The organism is [Eubacterium] eligens ATCC 27750, from assembly GCF_000146185.1.
GTDB classification, from domain to species: Bacteria; Bacillota; Clostridia; order Lachnospirales; family Lachnospiraceae; genus Lachnospira; species Lachnospira eligens.
On the sequence record NC_012778.1, the window covers coordinates 1,914,345 to 1,937,663 of the forward strand.

The following is a 23,319-nucleotide window of genomic DNA, read 5'->3' on the forward strand; positions in this document are numbered from 1 at the left end:
TTAATTAAGTTGTTTTAGCTGTACACTTACTGAAAATGCTACATCTGAATAGCCATCTTTTCCCTGCCTCATAGCTGTCACATACATAGCTTCTCCATCAGCGCACTGATATAGTTTCTCACTAAACTGCTGAATTGTCAAAATACTTTGTCCATTAATTGCACTAATTACATCTCCTGCCTGCAATCCTGCATAATAAGCCGGTGAATCAATATCCACATTAGATATGTATACACCACTCGGAAGTCCGTATTTGGCTGCAAGCTCCTCTGTTACATTCTGTCCTGTAATACCACAGTACATGATTCCATGCTCATTAATCATAGTCTCAATCTGTGCCTTAAGGTCAGATATTCCAATGAATTTCGTACTTGTATCTGTTGAAGCCTTAGATACACCAACTACATTTCCTTCAGAATTAAACAATATTGCAAAACCGCCCGCCGTAATGCTTACACTTGTCTCAAAAACCTCATAACCGCTGTCTTTACTATACTCAACCTTAGAACCTGCAATTGTTCCGTATGACACACCTTTCGAAGTCTCATAAAGCTTTCCTGATGCAATAACAAGATCCCCCTGCTTTAACATATAAGAATTATCAAGCTGTGCAACTGCGATACTGTTACGTTGTTCAGCTGTAAGCTTAGATGCATTAATACTCACAATCCCTATTCCTGAAGCCGTGTTTCTGCATACAAATGCAGCTTCTGTCTGGACTTCATCAGAAAGCCTTACTATATAATTCATTCCAGGTTCTAAAAGGCTTGAGCTTGTAAGCACAAGATATGTTGAATTAACATTGGCAACCACAAGTCCTGCCACCTCTGTCTGACTGCTTTCAATTGTCGGAACATCAGAAAATGGCTGTTCAATGTCAACAGAAACCACACATTTATTAACATCCTCAACTTTTGCGCGAAGAGCTGCCATAGCAGCCTCATAATTATCTTTCAGGTCCTTCTCTGTCAATATATCTGAATATTCTGCCGTCTGGTTCTCTGCAAGTATGTAATTATCCTTCTGGATATATATGACATTCTTGTCCTTATTCTTTTCTTCAATCCTTTTCTGCAATACCGGATATAAAAATACCATAAACAAAGTTGCCGCTATTACGACAGAAACAGCAAAAAGCAACAGCTTGCCTATTCTTATAAGCCACTTGTATTTCTTAGCCGGATGAAGAACTACCTGTTCTGTATACAGGTCATACTTTTCCTTATCATCTTCATTAGTTCCCATTTCGGACTCCTTATGTAATTTTCGTCTCTTATGAATACAATTATATCATAGTTTATATTACGATTATGAACAATTTATGACTTACATGTAAATATTTATAAGCAAAATATAGTTTTTTTACCTTAAATGCTGTAAACTTATAAAGTATGAAAAGATTGTTTTTAGTTTTTGGAGGTCTTTCGTGAATAAGAAATCTTTATCCACTTTGGAATTTTATAAAATTACCGACCAGCTTGTTTCCTATGCATGCTGTGACGGAGCTAAGAAAATACTTCGTAACTTAAAGCCTATGACTGATATAACAGACATCAACTTACGTCTCAATGAGACTAATGATGCACTTTCAAGAATTTTTCAGAAAGGTACTGTTGATTTCAGCCAGACTAAGGATATACGTGCTTCTGTTGCGAGACTTAAGGTTGGAAGCTCCCTTAATATATCAGAACTTCTTAATATAAGTGCCATCCTTTCATGTGCAAAGCATGTTAAGGATTACTATGAGCATCGTGAAGATTCTATATCAGGAATGCTTGAAAACCTTGCAACTGTTGATGCTCTCAATTCCCAGATTAAGAAATGTATTATCTCTGAAGATGAGATAAGTGATGACGCAAGTTCCAACTTAAGAAGTATCAGAAGAAGCAAATCAATAGCCAATGACAGAATACATTCTGAACTTAACAAATTGCTTAATTCTCCTACTTACAGGACTTATCTTCAGGATTATGTTATTACCACAAGACAGGGACGCTACTGTCTGCCTGTCAAAGCTGAATATAAGTCAGCATTTCCTGGTATGATACATGACCAGTCATCTACTGGTTCTACTCTCTTTATTGAGCCTGCAGCAGTTGTAAAGCTCAATAATGATATCCGTGAGTTAGAGCTTAAGGAAGCAGCAGAGATTGAAGTTATTCTTGCTGACTTAAGTGCAAAAGCCGGTGAACACACAGAGGAGCTTCTGTGTGATTATGAAATACTTGTCGAACTTGACTGTATATTTGCAAAGGCACAGCTTGCCAGACATATGCATGCAAGCCGTCCAGTCATGAATACATCAGGAATTATCAATATCAAAAAAGGACGTCACCCTCTTATTGAGTCACATACTGTTGTTCCTATTGACATCTATCTTGGAACAGATTTTAAGCTTCTTATCATCACCGGTCCTAACACAGGTGGTAAGACTGTTTCATTAAAGACTGTAGGACTCCTCACACTTATGGCACAGTCAGGTTTATTCATTCCGGCTCTTGACCATTCAGACATTGCCGTATTTAAGAATATATACGCTGATATTGGTGATGAGCAGAGTATTGAACAGAGTTTAAGTACATTTTCATCACACATGACCAACACTGTTAAGATTCTTAAAGAAGCTGATGAAAACTGCCTTGTACTTTTTGATGAGATTGGTGCCGGAACTGACCCTACAGAAGGTGCTGCCCTTGCTATCGCAATCCTTAATGACCTTAAGATGCGCGGTGTTACAACCATGGCAACAACTCACTACAGTGAAATCAAGCTTTATGCGCTTTCTACTGAAGGTGTTGAAAATGCAAGCTGTGAGTTCGATGTTGAATCGCTCCGTCCTACTTACAGACTGCTTATAGGCATTCCGGGAAAAAGTAACGCATTTGCAATCTCTAAGAAACTCGGACTTCCTGATTATATTCTCTCTGACGCATCAGAAAGACTTAACGCGGAAGATGTACATTTTGAAGATATCGTATCTGACCTTGAGCATGCAAGAATTTCTCTTGAGAAGGAGCAGGCTGAGGTTGAAAGTTATAAGGCTGAGATTGCCTCTCTTAAAGAAAAGCTTCAGGCTAAGAATGAAAGGCTTGATGAAAGAACTGACAACATTATCCGTAAGGCCAATGAACAGGCTGCTGCCATCTTAAAAGATGCCAAGGATTTCGCAGATGAAACTATCAAAGCCATGAACAAGCACGGAATGACAGTTGCTGAGCTTGAAAAGCACCGTACTGCTGTCCGTGAGAAGATGAATAAGAATCAGGCAAAGTTAAAGGTAGAGCCTGCCAAGGTTAAAGCACACAAGGCACATGATATATCTGAATTCAAGACAGGCATGCATGTAAAAGTTCTTACTATGAATGTTTCCGGTACTGTTTCTGCAATTCATCCAGCCAAGAAGCAGGTTACTGTTCAAGTAGGTGCATTAAGCACTAAGATTGATATCAAGAATCTTGAAATTCTTTCAGACTATAAAGAGCCAAAGGAAGCTCCATCTAAGGCTGCTGGCGGTTCCGGTAAGATTAAGATGAGCAAATCAGCAGGAATATCAACTGAGATTAATCTTCTCGGCTGTACAGTTGACGAGGCTGTTGCCCGCCTTGATAAATATCTTGATGACGCTTACATTGCCAGGATTCCACAGGTCCGTATCGTTCACGGTAAAGGAACCGGCGCATTAAGAAACGGTGTAACCGCTTATCTTCGCGGTGTTCCATATATAAAGAGCTTCCGCCTCGGCGAAATCGGCGAGGGTGATGCTGGTGTAACTATTGTTGATTTCAAATAATTATTATTGGGGGATATTATTATGGCATCTAAACAGCGAATACTTATTGTAGATGATGATGAAAATATTGCAGAACTTATATCTTTGTATCTTACAAAAGAATGTTACGAAACAAAGATTGTGTATGATGGAGAAAGTGCTCTGTCTGAGCTTTCTGTATTCAAGCCCAATCTCATTCTTTTAGACCTCATGCTTCCCGGTATTGACGGCTATCAGGTGTGCCGTGAGATAAGAAAGAATAACAATGTTCCTATAATTATGCTCTCCGCCAAGGGCGAAACATTTGACAAGGTACTAGGACTTGAGCTTGGTGCAGATGACTATATTATCAAACCTTTTGAAACTAAAGAGATGGTTGCCCGTGTAAAGGCTGTGCTTAGAAGATACCATATGCCTCAGAGTATCGGTGTTGATTCTTCTAATGCCAAATGTGTCAATTACCCCGACCTCTCTATCAACCTCGATAATTATTCGGTTAATTATATGGGCAAAAATGTCGAGATGCCACCTAAGGAACTTGAGCTCTTATATTTCTTAGCATCTGCTCCTAATCAGGTGTTTACAAGAGAACAGCTTCTTGACAATATATGGGGATATGAATATATCGGAGATACAAGAACCGTTGATGTACACATTAAGAGAATCCGTGAGAAAATCAAGGATCATGTCCACTGGAATATTGAAACAGTATGGGGAATTGGTTACAAGTTCGTAACTAAATAAAAAGGGCAGGACAAGGAGGCTTAATATTGAAGGGCTTAAGTACACTGGGGAAGCACATTTTTTTATATATAGCTATATCCATTATAGGATTTATTATTGTATCTACTGTATGTTATAAAATTGATTACAAACGCATATACAACTATTATTCAGACAGATTATATCTTCAGGCCAATGAAATAGCCAATGAATATGCTCTTGATTATTTCAGTGAAACAAGGCTCCGCTCCATAGAACTTGAACTTCATTCCGTATCCGTGCTTAATGACACGCGTATTATTTTTATAACTCCGTCAGGTGATGTCATTCTTGATACTAACGACAGCACTAAAGATAAAAGCAATAATGATGAAAAGATATTATATTCTATTGAAGATTTTGACTATGGAGACCTTCACGGAAAACACGATATACTCTGGAATTTTTATAATTTGTTAAATGAACCGACACTGAGTGTTTTTGCTCCAATATCTAACTCCTTTGAAATAAAAGGTTATGTTGTAATTAATATTCCTGATTCTGTAATCACAGACAGGGTTTATGATACATTTAACACTAACTACCTTACACTTATTATTACCCTTTTCCTTTCAGCTTCTTTCCTCGGATTGTATTTCATTCAGGTTCATAAGCCAATCAAGGAAATCACAAAGGCAACAACTGAATATGGTAAAGGTAATCTTTCTTATCATATCAAGCCAATGCTTAATGACGAAATAGGACGACTTGGAATGTCACTTGACTATATGGCTTCCCAGCTTAATGAATCTGATAAGTTTCAGCAAAAATTCTTATCAAACATTTCTCATGATTTCAGGTCACCTCTAACATCAATTAAAGGCTACTTAGAGGCAATACAGGACGGAACTATTCCTCCTGAAATGCTTGATAAATATATTGGTATCATGCTTTTTGAGACAGAACGTCTTACTAAGCTGACCAGCAACATACTTACACTTAACGAACTGGATCCTAAATCTGTATGCCTTGATATAAGTGTATTTGACCTTAATTCTATAATCCGTCATACTGTTGAAACATTTGAAGGAACATGCAAGAAAAAAGGCATTAAATTCAATATAACATATGCCAACAGCATACAAAATGTCAAGGCTGATAAAGGCAGAATACAACAGGTAATTTACAATCTTATTGACAATGCAATTAAGTTCAGCAAGGACGGCTCATATATTTATATTACCGTAAAAGAAAAGGGCGAGAAAGCTCAGATATCCATAAAGGATACCGGCTGTGGAATTTCCAAAGAAGACATTGATAAAATCTGGGACAGATTCTATAAGTCAGATTCTTCAAGGGGACGTGATAAGAAAGGTTCCGGTCTTGGTCTTTCAATAACTAAGGAAGTTATTCAGGCACATGGTGAAAACATTGATGTTGTAAGTACTTTAGGTGTCGGAACAGAATTCATATTCACACTTGAACTTGCAAAATAAAAAACACACGGACATGCATAACTTGTATGTCCGTGTGTTTTATTATTCCTTCCAGTTAAGTCTGTGAAGATGTCCCTCACAATTCATGTGTGAAAAATCATGCTGTCGGAGTGCTTCGTAAAGAACGATTGCCACTGAATTAGAAAGATTAAGTGATCTTATATCTCCTATCATCGGAATTCTGATACATGTATCCTCATTATCAACAAGTATCTCCTCCGGTATCCCCGCACTTTCCTTTCCAAACATTATATAACAGTCTTCTTCATAATTAACTTCTGTATATGTCTTATGTGCCTTGGTTGTAGCCATATATACCTTAGCACCCGGATTCTTAGCAAGAAAGTCATTATAATCATCATACTCAGTAACATCAAGCTTATCCCAGTAATCAAGTCCTGCCCTCTTTAACATCTTATCATTAATCTTAAATCCTAATGGTCCTATAAGATGCAGCCTCGCACCTGTTGCCACACATGTTCTTCCTATATTGCCAGTATTAGCCGGCATCTCTGGTTCATGTAAAACTATATTCAACATATCCTCTGTCCTTATCAGTCACCTTTTACTGCAATATCTAATTCTAATATAAGATCATCGTTACATGTCATCGGTATACATACATTTCTGGCATATGACTGCGATATCTTCATCGCACCACGGCATACCGTAGGCGGTGTAATATCAATTCCAATTCCTTTTGTAGAAAGAATCGTTGCTGCATTACCCATTATCATATTACCAAGCTCACTTATTGCGCTCATAGCCATATCATCCAGCTCTGGCACTGGCATTCCCATCATCATTCCTGAAGCAACCTGACATGCTTTAGACGTAGTAAATGATATCATAACCTGACCACGCATCTCGCCTGTAACACCAATCATTATAATAACCGAATCACTCTGGAACTCAGTAGTCTTTACATATGGTCTGCCTATCTTCATTTCCATCTGGCAGGCATCACGCATAATTGTACTTGCTGCCATCAGAAAAGGATTGATATGGTCAACATTAATCTCTGCCATATTTCTTATTCTCCTTACTTAAGTGTATTGATAAACTTCTCTATTCTCTCAAGTCCTTCTTTAAGATTGTCAATAGAATATGCATATGATATTCGTAAAAACCCTTCTCCACAGTCTCCAAATGCTGTTCCTGGCACTACAGCCAGCTTCTGTTCCCTAAGCAACCTGTTAGCAAACTCTTCCGATGTGAGTCCAAATTTCTTGATTGATGGAAATACATAAAATGCTCCAAATGGCTCAAAACAATCAATCCCCATTTCTTTAAAAGCATGCATAAGATATCTTCGCCTCTGATCATAAGCAGTAACCATCTTCTCAACTTCCATATCACAATTCTTAAGTGCCTCCACTGCTGCAAACTGGCTGTTAGTCGGTGCGCACATAATTGCATATTGATGAAGCTTAGTCATCTGGCTTATTATTTCCTTAGGGCCACATGCATAGCCCAGTCTCCAGCCTGTCATTGCAAATGCCTTAGAAAAACCATTAATTACTATTGTTCTCTCTTTCATCCCTGAAAGACTTCCTATTGAACAATGCTCTCCGTTATATGTAAGAGCTGAATATATCTCATCCGATATAACAAATATGTCCTTCTCAATTATGACAGGTACAAGCTCTTCCAATTCCTCCCTTGTCATAACAGCACCTGTAGGATTATTAGGAAATGGCATAACAAGTACTTTAGTTTTATCTGTTATACTGGCAAGCAGCTCTTCCTTAGTAAGCTTAAACTCGTTTTCTTCCTTTAATTCAATAATTACAGGCTTTGCATCAGCCATAACTGCACATGGAAGATATGATACATAGCTAGGCTGTGGAATAAGCACCTCATCACCCGGATCGCACATACATCTTAATGCAACATCAATTGCCTCACTTCCACCTACTGTTACAAGAACTTCTTTGATAGGATCATAATGTAAATCCATCTTTCTCGCAAGATAATTACATATCTCTTCTCTTAATTCCTTTAGACCTGCATTAGATGTGTAAAATGTTCTTCCTTTTTCAAGGGCATATATACCTTCTTCTCTTACATTCCAGGGAGTATCAAAATCAGGTTCACCTACTCCTAAAGAAATAGCATCCGGCATCTCGCTTACAACATCAAAGAACTTTCTTATTCCTGATGGCTGTATACCTGTTATTTTCTGTGATAATGGGTTTCTCATGGTGTAATCAGCATCCTTTCGTCTTTAGCCTCGTCCTCTATTATTGTTCCGTAGTCCTTATATTTCTTAAGTACAAAATGTGTTGATGTACTAAGGACTGAATCTAATGGTGCGAGTTTCGCCGCGACGAACTGAGCCACTGACTTCATTGATTTACCTTCTATAATAACAGTAAAATCAAAGCCTCCTGACATGAGATAAACTGATGTTACCTCATCGTATTTGTAAAGGCGCTCTGCAATACTGTCAAAACCTAATCCTCTCTGTGGAGTAACCTTAACCTCAATAAGTGCTGTCACTTTCTCTTCACCAGTCTTATCCCAGTTAATGACCGCATTATATCCGCAGATAATATGTTCCTTCTCCATATCCGCTATTTCATTAGCGACCTCTGCTTCAGAATAACCAAGCATAATAGCCATCTCCTTAAGGTCTATCCTTCCATTCTTCTCAAGAACATCAAGAATCTTCTCTCTCATAACGCAATCCTCCTGCTAATTATATAAATCTGTATATCTCATCCTGCTCAGGAAGACCTAAATATCTGTCTTCCTCAGTATTGTGAATAATCCTGTTATTGCCATCCGTTATCTTACCAATAACAGCAGCTTCAATGCCATTCTGGTGTAACATATTAATAATATCACATCCATTTTTACATGTCATTAATAAACATCCCATTGAGTCCAATATATATGGATTAACATTAAATAATTCACAGATTTCAATAATTTCCTGTTTCACTGGAATCTGCCTTAAATCAACTTCAATCCCCACACCTGAATACTCTGCCATATCCCAGAGTGCTGCAAATATCCCCCCCTCGGAAACATCATGCATTGCTCCGTATGCACTTTCCTGCATAAATATTTCAGCCTCTTTTGCTACCAGTAACTCTGTTTCATCCCCAAGAGCTTTATTAATTATGTCCTCACTATATACTTTTAGTATCTCATCTCTCTTGCAGTCTATCACTGTCCTTATGCCGCTCATACCTATATGTTTTGTAACAACAATATCCTGTCCTGCTACAGCCTTATTCTGTACTCTTTCCTGGTGTCCAATCGCCATAACGGATACTACCGGGGAATTCACCTTATCACTTACTGTAGTATGCCCTCCTGCAATACCTACTCCTGCGATACAGCATTGTCTGTCAAGTTCCTTTATAATTTCTTTAAGGCGGATTTCTCTTGATTTCTCATCAATAATAACCGTATCCATAATGCAGTCTGCAACGCCACATGCTGCACTTATATTGTTCACAGCGCGGTATACAGCCAGCTCACCCGTTGACACAGCTGCAAGAACAGGTTTCCCCTGCATATTTATATGCGCTGCATCCTGTCCATATGCAGGTTTAACCGTATTCCCTCTTTTTCCAAGCAGCTTAAAAACCGATCTTCCTAAGATTGTATCTGATATTTTACCTCTTTTCATAACATTTGTCTCTCCAAAAATGTTGCATTAAATCAATATTAATTCTATACTCTTATATAGATTCTTTCTTGAATCACATAACTAAGGGATAAGATATGCTACCATTGGAACAACCATTGCAACAATAAGTATCAATATTAATATTGCAGTGAACCAGCTCTTAGTTTTCTTATTATTAAAGTTAATCATAATTACCTCCACACAATATAACAGCGGGGTTACACGAAAAGGAATAACATTCATGCATTTCATACTGCCATATTTTATTATAATTCTGATTGTCTTACAATTCGCAATTAAAAAAAGCACCCGAAACCATAAAACAAGAAATGAAGAATTTCTTGACCGTGAGACAAAAGCGAATCAGGTACGCCGTAAAGACATCAGCAGACTTAATTATATATCAATTCCCGATAATCTGCCACTAATTAATTCAGGTAATGATACATTTGACAGATTAATGGCTGAAGACTCCCGTATGAAGCGTTCTTATGATACAATTCAGTCTCTACGGGACAAGAAAATACTCAACCTTACCGGAATAAGCAATACAGAGTTAAAGTTATCTTATGGAGCTGCCAATTTAAAAGACCTTACAGAATATGACGATAACTTTACGTCACTTGTAAAAGCAATCGCTTTTATAGGTCATAATCTTCTTGATTATAAAGATATCGAAGATGCTGCTGCATATCTTGAATATGGCATATCCATTAAAAGTGATATATCATCTAACTATATAGACCTTGCCATCATATATGCATCATACGGCAGAAAAGAACTGATTAGCGCTTTAAAAGAACAGGCATCACAATTAAAAAGCCTTTCCCGGGATTCAATAATCAGCCAGCTTGATGACATACTAAAAAAATAGCACAGCGTGGAATCATTTTCCATACTGTGCTATTATTGTATCTATCTGTCTTGAAGCCATGCTTTTAGTCATTTCTTCCATAGGAATCTCAAGCTTTATATTGTGCTTTTCTACAAGTGCTGCGAGATATCTTTTCTGTGGCAGTGTTATTGGTGAATCCTTCTTCACTGTATACACAAGTTTTGTTGTATTACTAAAGCCTTCATCGTCCGGCTTTATTTCTTCTAACTTTGCATATAACAGGCTTGCACTGACTGCATCATCGTATGCTCTGTGTGACCTGCCTGGATCTATATTAAAATACTGGCACAAAAAGGAAAGACTCTTGTGTTCCACTTCCGGCAAAATCCTTCTGGCTAACTTCAATGTATCAATCCCATCATCATTGATAGTAAGACCATTATTGACTGCCGCCTTTTTAAGAAAACTAAAATCAAATATAACATTATGACCTAATACAGGCCAGTCACCTATGAACTCTGTTATTTCACCTATAATATCCTCTATTCGTGGTTTACCTGTAAGTTCCTCATTATGTATGCCTGTAAGCTCTGTTATGCGCTCACTTACACTTATTCCCGGATACACAAGCGTAGAATACTTCTGTGTTATCTGACCATCTTCCACTCTTGCCATTCCAACTTCAATAATTCTGTCAACAGCCGGATTAAGACCTGTAGTCTCAATATCCAGTGCAACATATCTGTTAATCATGTTTTCTCTCTTTCAGGAATATTCTTCCTATGTAATCACCTATAATAGCAAGGAAATTCATGTCGCTCTCTGCCCATTTCTTATCAAGCTTATATCTTCCATAAGAAATAATATTGTTATTCTTCTTAATATCTCCACCTATAATGTACTGGACAGCCTGAACAATTCCGTATTCAGAATACACTTTATATACTGCTGGAGCCTTTGTTTCAAAAAAGTTGATGTTATCTATTACAAATATGCCATCTTCCCTAAAGTTGGGAATATAATTATCTTCCTTGAAAAAGCTTCCGTCATCATCTGTCATACGCTGGTCACCATACAGAATATGCTTTGTCAGCTCAGTTCTGTCATATATTGCAATAGTATTAATATTAAATGCTACTGCCACAATATCTATCAGTTCCTTTCTTCTTGCGTCATCAGCTTCCTTGTATTCCCTGATAATGGTATTAACAACCTCCATCTTATGGTACTTGTAAAACACTTTATCATTAAGGTCAACAATCCTTCCCATTCCATATACATATTCCCTATGTATATCCTCATGGTAAATGATATATCTGTCTTTTCCCTTTTCTTTAGCAAGGTAAAGAACCTTATCAGCTATCTTAAATAATTCATCATAACTCTTGGCATCATTAGGATAAGTTGCTGAACCAATTGAACATGTAATCTTAATATTACGCGGATCATCATGATACAGCCATTTTGTATTATTGCGGATTGTTCTTAAAACATTCCTTATACCCTCGTTATCATTAAGTCCTTCCATAATGATAAACATCTCATCTCCGCCAATTCTTCCACACAATCCTCTGCTTCCAACTGCATCTCTTAAGATATCTGCAACCTTACAAAGAACTTCGTCACCAAACATATGTCCATATGTATCATTAATAGTCTTAAAATCATCAACATCAATAATAGCAATTGTTACAGTATGTCCCGGCTGTGAATCTATCAGCTTTCTTACATAATCAGTAATAGCGCGCTTATTAAGCAAATCTGTACCAGGATCTTTCATATCAGATATTATATTGAGTTCTTCAACTACATGATTATCTGAACTCTCAAGTATTATAATAGTACCTATAACGATACTGTTTCCATATTCATCAACAATCGTATTACCTCTCACAAGACATTTATCCAGTCTTCCAAGCTTATTAAGAGTATTAATAGTAATCTCCCGCTTGAATAACTTCTCACCATTAGCAAGTGCCTTGCAAAATCCATCAAGTTCTTTTACCTCATTCAGCCCAAGTGCATCAGTCTTTATCTTATCTTCTTCCCATGCATTTAATGTTCCACGGTAAAAAGACAAAGTCTGGTGTCCATCTGATGTCATAAATATATTAAAGTCATCATTAAGAATATCATAAGAAAACAGGACATTCTCACACATGCCAAGATAGCTAGAATATCTCTTAATCTGCGAATTAAGGTTATCTATCTGAGTAGTAATTAATGCGGCATCAATAATATTAATTTCATACATATGACCTCTTGTCTCAGATACACCGCCATCTGTAATTCTTGTAAGCATCCAGTGATATTCGCCTGTCTGATATAACATTCTTACAACAATATACTTACCGGATTCAGCGTAATCCTTTAATGCTTCTGTGAATCTGCTGACATCGACAGGGTGTATATATCTTGTATATATAAAAAGTGCTTTATTGCCTGAAATTGCTTCAAAATTTTCATCTGCTGTTACAATTGACATTGTCTCATCAATAAGAATGTCTGAATTAACAGTCTCAGCTTTAAAAAAATCCACCATAGCTTAAACCCCTATTTTATAATTAATTGTGCCTCTCCCTATATCATCTGAATTCATCAGAATGTTTCTTAACATATTCTTCATACAAATCCGGTCTGTACTTTTTCGTTCTTTCAATCGACTTCTCATGTCTCCATTTTTCAATATTAGCATGATGTCCTGACAAAAGTACTTCGGGAACCAATTGTCCATTATAGTCTGCTGGTCTTGTGTATTGCGGATACTCAAGCAGCCCATCGGAAAAGCTCTCCGTTTCAGCTGATTCCTCATTATTAAGAACTCCCGGAACCAGTCTTGAAATAGTATCTATAACTACCATTGCCGGCAGTTCTCCACCTGTAAGAACATAGTCACCGATTGATACATAATCTGTTACTATATTCTCCAATGCCCTCTCATCAATACCTTCATAATGTCCACACAAAATAACGAGATTATCTTCCTTTGCAAAATCTTCTGCCATCTTCTGTGTAAATGTATACCCCTGAGGTGTCATATATATAACACGCGGTCTTTTTCCTATATTCTTGACGATATCCTCATAACAGTCGCAGACAGGAGCAGCTCTCATAACCATTCCTGCACCACCACCATAAGGATAATCGTCAACCTTTAAATGCTTATCATTAGAATAATCCCTTATGTCATGTGCTGTTACAGACATAACCCCCGACTTTATGGCTCTGCCTGTAATACTTGTATTAAGCCCATCCATTATCATATCAGGGAACAATGTCATAACATGAAAATCCATTATTTAACTACTCCTGCAATTGCATTAAGCAAGAATGCATAATATCCACTCTTAAGATTATATCCGCTATCAGTATAAGATGAACCCAGATAACCTGTTCCATCTTTAAATACACCTGCCACATCAACATAAGTAATTCCAAGTGATGCTGCATTGTCTGAAAACTTACTGTTAAGAGCATCTATATTAGTCTGCTTAACCTTGCTTGATGATTCAAATCTCTTGCTTATAGGAAGAACTGAAAGGACATAAACCTCTGTATCCGGAAGCTTACTCTTTAATTCTTCTATAAATGTTTTCTCGTAATTATATATATCATCGACAGATCTGCTTCCATAATTAAGGTCATTAATACCAACCATAATATAAACCGAATCTGGTGAACCAGCTACAAACTGATCCATATATTCTGAAAGCTTGTCACTTGTCATAGAATTGGATGCAATAACCTGCGATTCAGAAGCAAACCCAAATCCTGAAATTCCACTTATAACGAAGTCGCCAATAAACATAGCATTCTTATAATGGTCAGATGAACTATTCTCCTGAACCTCAGGTGTTCCGGATACCGTAAGGCTTCTTCCTGTAGCAGCCTTAGTTGTAGCCGGTGTTGATTCCTGTTGCTGCTGTGCCGAAGATGTCTCCTGCTGGCTTGTAATCTGCTCCTGTGTTGTCACCGGTGCTGTTGTTTCATCATTATTCTTCTTATTATTCTTATGTCCACAGCTCTTTAAAACTATTGCAAATATAATAACTGCCACGACTACCACTGCCAGTCCGGCAATATAATTTCTGTATCTGTTCCACATTCTTTTCTTGCGGTTAAGACTAATCTTTGGTTTATCATTATTAGAATTATATGATTCCATTATAATATTCCTTTCTGTTTCGATGCTGTCTCATTGCATTATAACATTAGTCCTGCCCTTGTGCAAATACAACATACAGCATCACCACTTCATCTTATGAAGAACCACAGCTGAAGTCTTTCTTAATCCAATATCAAGCCAGCCATTCTGAAGGTGATAACCAAGCCTGTCTGTACTGTATCCACCTTCAAATGTAACTAACAGCTGCTCAACATCATCATCAAAACCAAGACCAACTTCCCATGCAGGAATTCTGGCTCTCACCTCATCATCGTTATTATTAACAATAATGATTGCAGCGTCATCACTTGTAAACCTTCCATATGCAACAACATTATATGCTGAATACAGTGACTTATATGAGCCTTTTCTTAATACATCATTCTCTTTATGCATCTTTATTGCAGTCCTATGGAAATCAATCAGTTCCGTATCCTCATGTCCCCATGGATAAGTTCTTCTGTTATCAGGATCAGTGAATCCACACACACCTGCTTCATCGCCATAATATACAGTAGGCGCACCTGGTAATGTCATCTGCATAACAACAGCCTCTTTAAACACTGCCTTGTTGACATTATTATTGGCAGCCTCCGGTCCCAGTGTATTAGTTCTTCCAACGGTCCTGTTAGTTCTTGTTAAAAACCTTGAATGATCATGATTAGACAGTTCATTCATAGATATTGCAACACTCTGTCCGCCCATTCTTGCCATATTATGATGCATGGCACCAAAGAAATAGTCTGGGTTACCGTATGAGTCAGGTCTTGCCTCATCACTGTGCTTTTCCATTCCTGTAAGGAACCATGTAACAGGCTCCATAAAAGCATCATAATTCATAATGGTATCCCATTCATCACCCTGCAGCCATTCATATGAATCACCATAATGTTCTGCAAGAATAATAGCATCAGGATTAGCCTTCTTAACCTCTTCCCGGAATCTCTTCCAGAAATAATGGTTATATTCAGGACTGTAGCCTAAGTCAGCCGCCACATCAAGTCTCCATCCATCAACATTATAAGGCGCAGAAACCCATTTCCTGCCGATAGATAGAATATATTCTTCAAGCTCTTTAGAGCCCTCATAATTAAGCTTAGGAAGTGTATCATGTCCCCACCAGCCGTCATACGAATTATTATCAGGCCACTGGTTTGAATAAAACTTAAAGAAATTGTGGTATGGACTTTCATACCTTTCATAAGCTCCCGGTGCATATTCATCTGCACTGTCCCTGTAAATGTGTTCCTTATCCAGCCACTTGTTGAATGAACCACAGTGGTTAAACACTCCATCTATAATAACCTTCATGCCTCTTGAATGAATTTCCTGCACAACCTTTGCAAAAAAATCATTGCTAGCCTCAAGGTTCGACTTTCTTGTAACTCTGCTAATATATCTCGTCGCATGGGTATTATCAGTGTCACCCTCTCTCAGCACTTCTCCTTCATCGTCCACAATTACGCCAAAATGTGGGTCAATATAGTCATAGTCCTGTATATCATACTTATGATTAGAAGGCGATACAAATAACGGATTAAAATATATAACCTCAACTCCTAATTCCTGTAAATAATCAAGCTTATCAAGCACACCCTTAAGGTCGCCTCCATAAAACTCTCTTATTCCCATCTGTGCAGGATACTTATTCCAGTCCTTAACCTGACAGACATGCTCTCCTATATAGTTATATTCATCATCAAGAACATCATTGCTTTTATCACCATTGCAGAACCTGTCAACAAATATCTGGTACATAACAGCACCCTTTGCCCATGCAGGTGTCTTAAAACCTGGTGTAATCTGGAAATTATAATACGGATTAAGCTCTTTAATCGCCCCAATCTGATTGTAATAACACACCGTTCTGCCAAGCTCTACCTTAAAATAATAATATATTTTGTCAGTTCCGACATTAATCTTAGCTTCATAATAATCGAACAGGCTCTCTGATCTTACTCTTGTCATAACACGTTCAACATTATCCACAACCAGATATGCTTTATCAACATTATATCTTCCAGTACGCAGTCTTATAGTCACCTCATCACCCGGCTCTGGCTCTGCCGGATTTCTGTAATCACTTGTAACATCCGAAAACAACGCTCTTGGGTGTAGCGTTGGTCTTGCACTGCACATATAAAAAAGTCTTTTTTCCCAGGCAGCTAAGTTTCCCATTTCCCCGGTTATTCTCATAGAGAATCCTCCTTAGCATATACTATTCTGATTTTATATCTAAAAGTACATTTTAGCAAGTGAAAAGGATTTTTAAACAGCAAAAAAGGCAGCCATGGGGTGACTGCCTTTTTCAGAGAAGGTATTTCTTTTCGATAAGCATTACTGCTTTATCTATAATGTATTGGGGGTTTTTACATTAATTATAATATCTTATTTCCCACAATAAGTGTTCACAAACATCACTAAATTTATTCAAAAAAATTGTGCATATTTACTATGCAATTGTTGTTCCCATAATACCATCATCATCTGTACCGCTTCCATTATCAAAAAGCGCTTCAAATTCTTCTCTCGTTACCTTTTCTTTTTCAAGAAGAAGTTCTGAACTCTTCTCTAATACATCCATATGCTCAGATATTATCTTCTTAGCCTGTGCATAACAGTCATCAATAATGTTCTTAACCTCTTCATCAATGGCTGTAGCAATATCCTCGCCATATGGTCTTGTATGTGCAAGGTCTCTTCCAATGAATACCTCATCTTCATCACTGCTTGCATAATTGATAAGACCAAGTCTGTCAGAGAAGCCATACTTGGTAACCATATCTCTTGCTGTCGCAGTTGCCTGCTTGATATCCTGTGACGCACCTGTTGTAATATCATCAAATATCAGCTCCTCAGCAACTCGTCCACCAAGACTTACAATGATATTCTGTAACATCTTGCCCTTGGTATTAAACATCTCATCCTTCTCAGGAAGTGGCATTGTGTATCCCGCTGCTCCCATTCCGGTTGGAATAATAGAGATAGTGTGTACAGGTCCGACATCAGGGAGTACATGGAAAAGAATTGCATGTCCTGACTCATGATATGCAGTAATCTTCTTTTCTTTCTCTGATATAATCTTGCTTCTCTTCTCAACACCGATACCAACTTTTACAAATGCATAGTTGACATCCGCATTAGTAATGAACTTTCTCTTGCTCTTAGCCGCATTAATGGCAGCTTCATTAAGAATATTCTCAAGGTCCGCACCTGTAAAGCCTGCTGTAGTTCTTGCAAGGCTATCAAGGTCAACATCATCACCTAAAGGCTTCTTGGCTGCATGAACATTAAGAATCTCAAGACGTCCTCTTACATCAGGTCTTCCTACTACTACCTTTCTGTCGAAACGACCCGGTCTTAATATAGCAGGATCAAGAATATCAACTCTGTTAGTAGCCGCCATAACGATAATTCCTTCATTAACTCCGAAACCATCCATCTCTACGAGCATCTGGTTAAGAGTCTGCTCTCTCTCATCATGTCCGCCACCCATGCCGGTTCCTCTTCGTCTTGCAACGGCATCAATCTCATCAATAAATATGATACAAGGTGCATTCTTCTTAGCTTCCTCAAACATATCCCTTACTCTTGATGCACCGACACCAACGAACATCTCAACAAAATCAGAACCTGATATGCTAAAGAAAGGTACTCCTGCCTCACCGGCTACAGCCTTTGCAAGTAAAGTCTTACCTGTTCCCGGAGGGCCTGTAAGAATAACTCCCTTAGGAATTCTCGCTCCAAGGTTAGTGTACTTTACAGGATCTTTAAGGAAATCAACGATTTCTTCAAGTTCTTCTTTCTCTTCATTAAGTCCTGCCACATCCTTGAATGTAACCTTATTGGCATCACCACTTATCATTCTTGCACGGCTCTTACCAAAATTCATCATCTTGGCATTACCGCCACCGCCAGCCTGTCTAGTCATCATCAGCATAAGTGCTACAACAACGATAAGACACATACCAAATGGCAGAATAGTTGTCATCCATACACTGTCTCTTTTAACATCCCTTACAGTATATGTAATATTTTTATCATCAAGCTTTTCCTGTACAGAAACAACATCAGATACATTAAGAGTATCCCTGCTTCCATCAGTAAATGTAATTGTAAGTGTACCTGTTGGGACTTCTGCATTCTGACTTATAACAACATCTGTAATCCTGCCGCTCTTTAAATCAGATTCAAAATCCTTATACTTATAATTACTTGTTCTCTGGCTCATCTGTGCGATAACAGCCCAGACAATACCAATTATAATAATCATGAAGAAAATGCTTCCAAATCCTCCAGACCTTTTTTTCTTAGTATCCATCACTTCCTCCTTATTAATTATGCCTCTTCGTCAAGGTGTAAAACTCCTACAAAAGGAAGGTTTCTATAGCTCTGGTCATAATCAAGTCCATAACCGACAACAAATTCATCAGGAATGTTAAAGCCATTATACTTAACATCCACCTCAACCTCTCTTCTTTCAGGCTTATCAAGCAGAGTACATATACATATATCTGCCGGCTTTCTCTCCTCTAACATAGGCATAAGTCTTGCAAGAGTATTACCCGAATCGATAATATCCTCAATAACAATTACATGCTCTCCCTCAATGCTCTCATCAAGGTCCTTCTTAATCTTAATCTGACCGCTTGATGATGTCCCGCTTCCATAACTTGATACCTGCATAAAATCAAACTTAACAGGTACAGTAATTCTCTTGGCAAGCTCGCATGTAAATATAATACTTCCCTTAAGAATACAGATAAGTTTAACCTCCTTACCCTCATAGTCTTTACTTATCTGCTCTCCAAGCTGTGCAATCCTTTCATTCAGCTTTTCCTCAGATATAAGGACACTGATAAATGGTTCTTTCATCGTTTCTCTCCTTTGTCAATCTTAATATTCACTCTATTGTATAGTTATATCCAGCACATTCCTTGTTTCATCATCGATCAGGGCGCACTCACTTCTTCTTACCCCGACAGCCCATAAAACTCCCGAATCATCAGAAACAACAAGCACATTATCTCTCATATCGGCAGGTACTTTACGGTCAATGAATTCTTTTTTCAGCTTGCGCCATGTTCCCGCCCTGTTCACAACAATCCTGTCGCCGTCAGTACGGTGTCTTATGCAGAGCTTTCCTTGTATTTTATCATAATCAAAGGATTTCGCATAGCAACTATTAGCGTAATTTCTTTTTTTTTCATAATTAGAATGAAGTGAAATTACAATATGCACCTTTCTTAATTCCGTCTTGCCATCATTATTATAATAAATGTTTTCTTCTATGGTAATATTTTCACCTGAATTAAGTCTTTTAAGCTCCTGCGGCGTAAGTACATGTATGAGGTCCGAAGAAACCTGTGTCCGAGATTCCACATTTTTCCTTCTTATTGTGATATCCTCATACCCTTTTACCGCACACAGTCCATAACATATATCTGCACTGCTGCCAACCTGTTTTCGTATAAGCTCATCTACAGCATTCACATGAACCTTATATATATCCTTTGCTGTCTGTGTAAGTGCATGTACTGCCTTGTAGATAACTCTCTTTCTTATGACCTCATGAAGTCCTGCAAACTCCTCCCCATAAAGCCTTAAAACCACCGTATCTCCCACATATACATGCTTATCATAAGCCTTTTTGGCCTCTGCCTCAATAAAATCAAAATTCTTCTGCAGCTCCTCTGCTGCATCAGCAATATTTTCAACAGTGTGTGCATTAACCTTTTCTGTCATGTACGGAATAACAACATTTCTTAAAGAATTACGCGTATAATCATTGCACAGATTCGTTGCATCAGTAACATATGGCTGGTTAAAGTCTTTAAGTACTTCTTCAACCTCTGCTCTTGTCACTGAAAGCAGAGGTCTTATAATATTATCCCTTACCGGTCTGATTCCACCTATTCCTTTAAGTGAAGTTCCTCGGGAAAGATTCATAAGAACCGTTTCTGCCTGGTCATTCATATGGTGTGCAACCGCAATCCTTGCATTACGCCCTTTACATGCCTCATTGAATATACGGTACCGTTCTTTCCTTCCTGCTTCCTCAACACTCATTCCAAGCTGCTTTGCAAGCCCGGCGGCATCTATATGATATGCCATGAATTCAACACCCATGCGTTCACACAAGGCTCTGGCAAACTCCTCATCATCTCCTGCCTCCTGCCTTATGCCATGATTGACATGCACCGCACATAACTCTGTCTGTAGACGCCTCCTCTCAATATACCCCTTAAGCACCATAAGCAGACATACAGAATCCGCGCCGCCTGAAAGACCGACAACCACTCTTTCGCAGTCCGTAAGCATATTATTCTGTTCAATATATCTGTAAATCTTATCTATAATTTCATTCATGCAAGAATTATATTATACGTTCACATAAGTGTCAAACACTCCCAGTACCATAACTGTACAGTCATCAAAAGCCTCCATATTATGATTCTTGAGCGACTCCTCAAGAATCTTTTTTGCAATACCTGCCGGCTTCTTTACATTTATATTATTAATAATCTCCACCATCTGTTCCTCCTTATTAATTCCAGACAGATTATCAAGCACACCATCACTTATCATTATAATATAATTACCATCATAAAGCTTTTTAGTCGTACAATCGTAGTCCACCTGCTCTAACACTCCCATCGGAAGCGTTGTTGACTTAATAATCTCAACCCAGTTTTCTCTTTTTATAAATGTGGATACCGCTCCAAGTTTAATACAGTTAATAACTCCCGCCTGACAGTCAATAATACTCATATCCATAGTTACCGGATTGTTAAATGTAGTTCCCGCAATATACGCAGAATTAATAAGATCAATCGCTGTCTTTTCCTCGAATCCCGCTTCAATGCAGTTTTCCATAAGCTCAATCACCATGCGGCTCTCTGCAAATGCCCTTTTACCACTTCCACAGCCATCTGCAATTGCTGCAACCATTTTCCCACAGTTCAGCTTCTTTAGCAGGAAGTTATCCCCACTTGTATTCTCTTCCTCTTTACATTTTCTCGCCATACCTGAAAGAATCCTGAAACGATTCTCCTGATAGAACACATACTGGTCCGGTTCTTCATTTATAATCACCCTGTTGTCCTGATTAGAAAAGAATTTTGCCTTAAATACACTGCTCACCGTTTCTCTTAATACACGCTCAGACACACACCCCTTCATAAATGTTTTCGCAGTTACAAGTATCTCGCGCCTCTTTCCGTCAACCAGTTTTACATCCTTAACAGATATCCCCATTGCCATACATTTACGCTCAAATTCCCTGCGCTCCTGTTTATCCGGCGCTTTAGCATCAAGATTCATTGCAACACATTCCTCTAATATATCTGCAGCCAGAATCAATTGTCTTTTAAACCCCGTCTGCTTCTGATTAGTTTCTCCATATGCATCTCCAAGATTTCTGAATGTTCTGGCTGTTTCCTGCAGACGGTTAATAGTATAAGTATATCCGGCATCTTTATATGTATTTTTCATTCATATCCACTTCCTTTCCGGCACTACACCAATGTGAAGTATATATGACTGCTTATAAATAAAATGTCGAAGCATGAAAGATTCAAAGAAATCTTCCAGCTCCGACATAATATTTGGTATGAATTTTACTTGTTATTAGGCTTAAACACCAGTTCGTCAGGATATATAAGCCCGAATTTATTCTTGGCAATCTCCTCAACGAACTTCTTTGTCTTGACATACTTCTCATATTCAGACAATTCATCACTTCTTTTATTCTCGTCATCAATCTTGGATTGTAACTCTGTAATCTGAGCCTGATAATCAGCATTCTTTTCTTCAAGTCCTGCCTTGCCTCTCCACAGAACAACGCCAAGTGCCACGACAACAATAATTGCAATAATCATTCCTGCCAGCGTTGACCTTCTCTGCTTCTTAAGCCTTTCTGCACGCTCTCTTCTAGATTCTAATTTCATATATTCCTCACCCTTGTGCTTCCTTCTTACCCATATCTTTCCTGCGTTTCATATACATTTTAAGGCTTCTTACTGGTATTGTAATAATACGCACCACATTTTTCAATATAAAACATGCCGGTTTTAGTAAAATTTTTATAATTCTTACTGACCACCTTATATAAAAACTGCTTAAAAACTTAAAATACAGAAATGCCCCCACAGCAATCCCCATAATTATGAATCCGCGGATAATTCCGTCTGCAACCTTAAAGCACATCACAAATACACTTAATCCGGCATATATTCCATATATAATATCTTCCACACTCATAAAAGCAATTGTTTTATGCCGTACAATTCGTCTGAAAGCCCTTATATTATCGTATATCCATGCAAGCAGAACACCATTAAAGAAGCTTACCACAAGTGCATAAAGCTCCCAATATATAATCTCATTAATCATCGAAGAAGCCTGCTCATGAACGAATCCTGCTTATTCTTCATGCCAGCCTCCGAATAACATACAGAATCCACTCTTCCGTCAAGGTCTAATTCACCCTTCTCGACAGAAAGCCTGTTAACATGCAGTCCTTCCCCTTTGATTGTAATATGCCCATAATCAGATTCAAGTACAACCTTAACCGGATCAAATGACACTACATCTGTTATTCCTGTAAAATCAATTCTTTTCCTGTCCTCCATATTCAGCCTGTGTGGACGCTTCACCCTTACCTTTTCCTCCATATACCCTCCTTATAGACATTCCGTTATATGAGAA

General features: G+C 38.0%; 23 protein-coding genes. 4 read left to right on the forward strand and 19 right to left on the reverse strand.

The features are described from left to right. Positions 1-1,245, reverse strand: a complete 1,245-nt coding sequence (locus EUBELI_RS08905) for a S1C family serine protease (RefSeq protein ID WP_012740073.1) — start codon at positions 1,243-1,245, stop codon at positions 1-3. Between the two features lie 181 nt (positions 1,246-1,426). Here EUBELI_RS08905 and EUBELI_RS08910 point away from each other — a divergent pair, with 181 nt between their 5' ends. Genes EUBELI_RS08910 through EUBELI_RS08920 form a run of 3 tightly spaced genes read left to right on the forward strand, consistent with a single transcriptional unit; the run spans position 1,427 to position 5,967 of the window. Continuing rightward, positions 1,427-3,790, forward strand: coding sequence for an endonuclease MutS2 (locus EUBELI_RS08910; RefSeq protein ID WP_012740074.1), 2,364 nt, complete (start codon positions 1,427-1,429; stop codon positions 3,788-3,790). Positions 3,791-3,811: 21 nt separating this feature from the next. Then, positions 3,812-4,513 carry a response regulator transcription factor gene (locus tag EUBELI_RS08915; protein WP_012740075.1) on the forward strand — a complete coding sequence of 234 codons (702 nt, stop codon included), beginning with the start codon at positions 3,812-3,814 and terminating at the stop codon, positions 4,511-4,513. Between the two features lie 26 nt (positions 4,514-4,539). Further along, positions 4,540-5,967, forward strand: a complete 1,428-nt coding sequence (locus EUBELI_RS08920) for a sensor histidine kinase (RefSeq protein ID WP_012740076.1) — start codon at positions 4,540-4,542, stop codon at positions 5,965-5,967. A 42-nt stretch (positions 5,968-6,009) separates the two neighbouring features. Here the strand turns inward: EUBELI_RS08920 and trmL are convergent, their stop codons facing one another. The 6 genes from trmL to EUBELI_RS14950 form a co-directional block, all read right to left on the reverse strand. Then, entirely contained in the window at positions 6,010-6,507 is a 498-nt protein-coding gene (trmL, locus tag EUBELI_RS08925; protein ID WP_012740077.1) for a tRNA (uridine(34)/cytosine(34)/5-carboxymethylaminomethyluridine(34)-2'-O)-methyltransferase TrmL, read from the reverse strand. A gap of 14 nt (positions 6,508-6,521) precedes the next feature. Further along, on the reverse strand, positions 6,522-6,995 hold the full coding sequence (locus EUBELI_RS08930; protein ID WP_012740078.1) for a chemotaxis protein CheX: 474 nt from the start codon (positions 6,993-6,995) through the stop codon (positions 6,522-6,524). Positions 6,996-7,009: 14 nt separating this feature from the next. Then, positions 7,010-8,170, reverse strand: coding sequence for a pyridoxal phosphate-dependent aminotransferase (locus tag EUBELI_RS08935; protein ID WP_012740079.1), 1,161 nt, complete (start codon positions 8,168-8,170; stop codon positions 7,010-7,012). Beyond that, entirely contained in the window at positions 8,167-8,649 is a 483-nt protein-coding gene (locus tag EUBELI_RS08940; protein ID WP_012740080.1) for an Lrp/AsnC family transcriptional regulator, read from the reverse strand. Before EUBELI_RS08940 ends, EUBELI_RS08935 begins: the two co-directional genes overlap by 4 nt. Positions 8,650-8,668: 19 nt before the next feature. After that, positions 8,669-9,610, reverse strand: a complete 942-nt coding sequence (locus EUBELI_RS08945; protein ID WP_012740081.1) for an AIR synthase-related protein — start codon at positions 9,608-9,610, stop codon at positions 8,669-8,671. A gap of 81 nt (positions 9,611-9,691) precedes the next feature. Next, positions 9,692-9,799 (reverse strand): synaptobrevin-B, encoded by a 108-nt coding sequence (locus EUBELI_RS14950; RefSeq protein WP_193359392.1) that lies wholly within the window; start codon positions 9,797-9,799, stop codon positions 9,692-9,694. A 52-nt stretch (positions 9,800-9,851) separates the two neighbouring features. On the opposite strand from EUBELI_RS14950, the gene EUBELI_RS08950 reads away from it, so the two are divergent. Next, positions 9,852-10,484 (forward strand): hypothetical protein, encoded by a 633-nt coding sequence (locus tag EUBELI_RS08950; protein ID WP_012740083.1) that lies wholly within the window; start codon positions 9,852-9,854, stop codon positions 10,482-10,484. Positions 10,485-10,496: 12 nt separating this feature from the next. On the opposite strand, the gene EUBELI_RS08955 is transcribed toward EUBELI_RS08950, so the two are convergent. From EUBELI_RS08955 to yabP, 12 genes are all read right to left on the reverse strand, one after another. Then, the gene (locus tag EUBELI_RS08955) at positions 10,497-11,198 is read right to left on the reverse strand and encodes a 3'-5' exonuclease (RefSeq protein ID WP_012740084.1); all 702 of its coding nucleotides are present in this window, start codon (positions 11,196-11,198) and stop codon (positions 10,497-10,499) included. Beyond that, on the reverse strand, positions 11,191-12,987 hold the full coding sequence (locus EUBELI_RS08960) for a sensor domain-containing diguanylate cyclase (protein ID WP_012740085.1): 1,797 nt from the start codon (positions 12,985-12,987) through the stop codon (positions 11,191-11,193). The genes EUBELI_RS08955 and EUBELI_RS08960 overlap by 8 nt, the downstream gene beginning before the upstream one ends. A 43-nt stretch (positions 12,988-13,030) precedes the next feature. Further along, positions 13,031-13,741 (reverse strand): tRNA (guanosine(37)-N1)-methyltransferase TrmD, encoded by a 711-nt coding sequence (gene trmD, locus EUBELI_RS08965; RefSeq protein WP_012740086.1) that lies wholly within the window; start codon positions 13,739-13,741, stop codon positions 13,031-13,033. Continuing rightward, a complete protein-coding gene (locus EUBELI_RS08970; protein ID WP_012740087.1) occupies positions 13,741-14,610 on the reverse strand; it encodes a GDSL-type esterase/lipase family protein in 870 nt (289 codons plus the stop codon). Before EUBELI_RS08970 ends, trmD begins: the two co-directional genes overlap by 1 nt. An 81-nt stretch (positions 14,611-14,691) precedes the next feature. Then, positions 14,692-16,806: a glycoside hydrolase family 13 protein gene (locus tag EUBELI_RS08975; RefSeq protein ID WP_012740088.1), complete on the reverse strand. Its 2,115-nt coding sequence runs from the start codon at positions 16,804-16,806 to the stop codon at positions 14,692-14,694. A 256-nt stretch (positions 16,807-17,062) separates the two neighbouring features. Beyond that, the gene (ftsH, locus tag EUBELI_RS08980; RefSeq protein ID WP_012740089.1) at positions 17,063-18,931 is read right to left on the reverse strand and encodes an ATP-dependent zinc metalloprotease FtsH; all 1,869 of its coding nucleotides are present in this window, start codon (positions 18,929-18,931) and stop codon (positions 17,063-17,065) included. A 17-nt stretch (positions 18,932-18,948) separates the two neighbouring features. Beyond that, the gene (gene hpt, locus EUBELI_RS08985; RefSeq protein WP_012740090.1) at positions 18,949-19,485 is read right to left on the reverse strand and encodes a hypoxanthine phosphoribosyltransferase; all 537 of its coding nucleotides are present in this window, start codon (positions 19,483-19,485) and stop codon (positions 18,949-18,951) included. Between the two features lie 33 nt (positions 19,486-19,518). Next, positions 19,519-20,979: a tRNA lysidine(34) synthetase TilS gene (gene tilS / locus EUBELI_RS08990; RefSeq protein ID WP_012740091.1), complete on the reverse strand. Its 1,461-nt coding sequence runs from the start codon at positions 20,977-20,979 to the stop codon at positions 19,519-19,521. A 12-nt stretch (positions 20,980-20,991) separates the two neighbouring features. Then, positions 20,992-22,104 carry a PP2C family protein-serine/threonine phosphatase gene (locus tag EUBELI_RS08995; RefSeq protein WP_012740092.1) on the reverse strand — a complete coding sequence of 371 codons (1,113 nt, stop codon included), beginning with the start codon at positions 22,102-22,104 and terminating at the stop codon, positions 20,992-20,994. Between the two features lie 125 nt (positions 22,105-22,229). Next, complete coding sequence (locus EUBELI_RS09000; protein ID WP_012740093.1) at positions 22,230-22,559, reverse strand: FtsB family cell division protein; 330 nt, start codon at positions 22,557-22,559, stop codon at positions 22,230-22,232. Positions 22,560-22,566: 7 nt separating this feature from the next. Next, entirely contained in the window at positions 22,567-23,004 is a 438-nt protein-coding gene (gene yabQ / locus EUBELI_RS09005; protein WP_012740094.1) for a spore cortex biosynthesis protein YabQ, read from the reverse strand. Continuing rightward, positions 23,001-23,285: a sporulation protein YabP gene (gene yabP, locus EUBELI_RS09010; protein WP_012740095.1), complete on the reverse strand. Its 285-nt coding sequence runs from the start codon at positions 23,283-23,285 to the stop codon at positions 23,001-23,003. Before yabP ends, yabQ begins: the two co-directional genes overlap by 4 nt. Positions 23,286-23,319 lie beyond the last annotated feature (34 nt).

Bases quoted from the DNA above. Each gene is read 5' to 3' on its own strand.
- EUBELI_RS08935 (WP_012740079.1), bottom strand. From the start codon at position 8,170: ATGAGAAACCCATTATCACAGAAAATAACAGGTATACAGCCATCAGGA.
- EUBELI_RS08960 (WP_012740085.1), bottom strand. From the start codon at position 12,987: ATGGTGGATTTTTTTAAAGCTGAGACTGTTAATTCAGACATTCTTATT.
- EUBELI_RS08955 (WP_012740084.1), bottom strand. From the start codon at position 11,198: ATGATTAACAGATATGTTGCACTGGATATTGAGACTACAGGTCTTAAT.
- hpt (WP_012740090.1), bottom strand. From the start codon at position 19,485: ATGAAAGAACCATTTATCAGTGTCCTTATATCTGAGGAAAAGCTGAAT.
- EUBELI_RS14950 (WP_193359392.1), bottom strand. From the start codon at position 9,799: ATGATTAACTTTAATAATAAGAAAACTAAGAGCTGGTTCACTGCAATA.
- EUBELI_RS08940 (WP_012740080.1), bottom strand. From the start codon at position 8,649: ATGAGAGAGAAGATTCTTGATGTTCTTGAGAAGAATGGAAGGATAGAC.
- yabQ (WP_012740094.1), bottom strand. From the start codon at position 23,004: ATGATTAATGAGATTATATATTGGGAGCTTTATGCACTTGTGGTAAGC.
- EUBELI_RS08970 (WP_012740087.1), bottom strand. From the start codon at position 14,610: ATGGAATCATATAATTCTAATAATGATAAACCAAAGATTAGTCTTAAC.
- tilS (WP_012740091.1), bottom strand. From the start codon at position 20,979: ATGAATGAAATTATAGATAAGATTTACAGATATATTGAACAGAATAAT.
- EUBELI_RS09000 (WP_012740093.1), bottom strand. From the start codon at position 22,559: ATGAAATTAGAATCTAGAAGAGAGCGTGCAGAAAGGCTTAAGAAGCAG.
- ftsH (WP_012740089.1), bottom strand. From the start codon at position 18,931: ATGGATACTAAGAAAAAAAGGTCTGGAGGATTTGGAAGCATTTTCTTC.
- EUBELI_RS08950 (WP_012740083.1), top strand. From the start codon at position 9,852: ATGCATTTCATACTGCCATATTTTATTATAATTCTGATTGTCTTACAA.
- EUBELI_RS08930 (WP_012740078.1), bottom strand. From the start codon at position 6,995: ATGGCAGAGATTAATGTTGACCATATCAATCCTTTTCTGATGGCAGCA.
- EUBELI_RS08945 (WP_012740081.1), bottom strand. From the start codon at position 9,610: ATGAAAAGAGGTAAAATATCAGATACAATCTTAGGAAGATCGGTTTTT.
- EUBELI_RS08915 (WP_012740075.1), top strand. From the start codon at position 3,812: ATGGCATCTAAACAGCGAATACTTATTGTAGATGATGATGAAAATATT.
- trmD (WP_012740086.1), bottom strand. From the start codon at position 13,741: ATGGATTTTCATGTTATGACATTGTTCCCTGATATGATAATGGATGGG.
- EUBELI_RS08905 (WP_012740073.1), bottom strand. From the start codon at position 1,245: ATGGGAACTAATGAAGATGATAAGGAAAAGTATGACCTGTATACAGAA.
- EUBELI_RS08975 (WP_012740088.1), bottom strand. From the start codon at position 16,806: ATGAGAATAACCGGGGAAATGGGAAACTTAGCTGCCTGGGAAAAAAGA.
- yabP (WP_012740095.1), bottom strand. From the start codon at position 23,285: ATGGAGGAAAAGGTAAGGGTGAAGCGTCCACACAGGCTGAATATGGAG.
- EUBELI_RS08995 (WP_012740092.1), bottom strand. From the start codon at position 22,104: ATGAAAAATACATATAAAGATGCCGGATATACTTATACTATTAACCGT.
- trmL (WP_012740077.1), bottom strand. From the start codon at position 6,507: ATGTTGAATATAGTTTTACATGAACCAGAGATGCCGGCTAATACTGGC.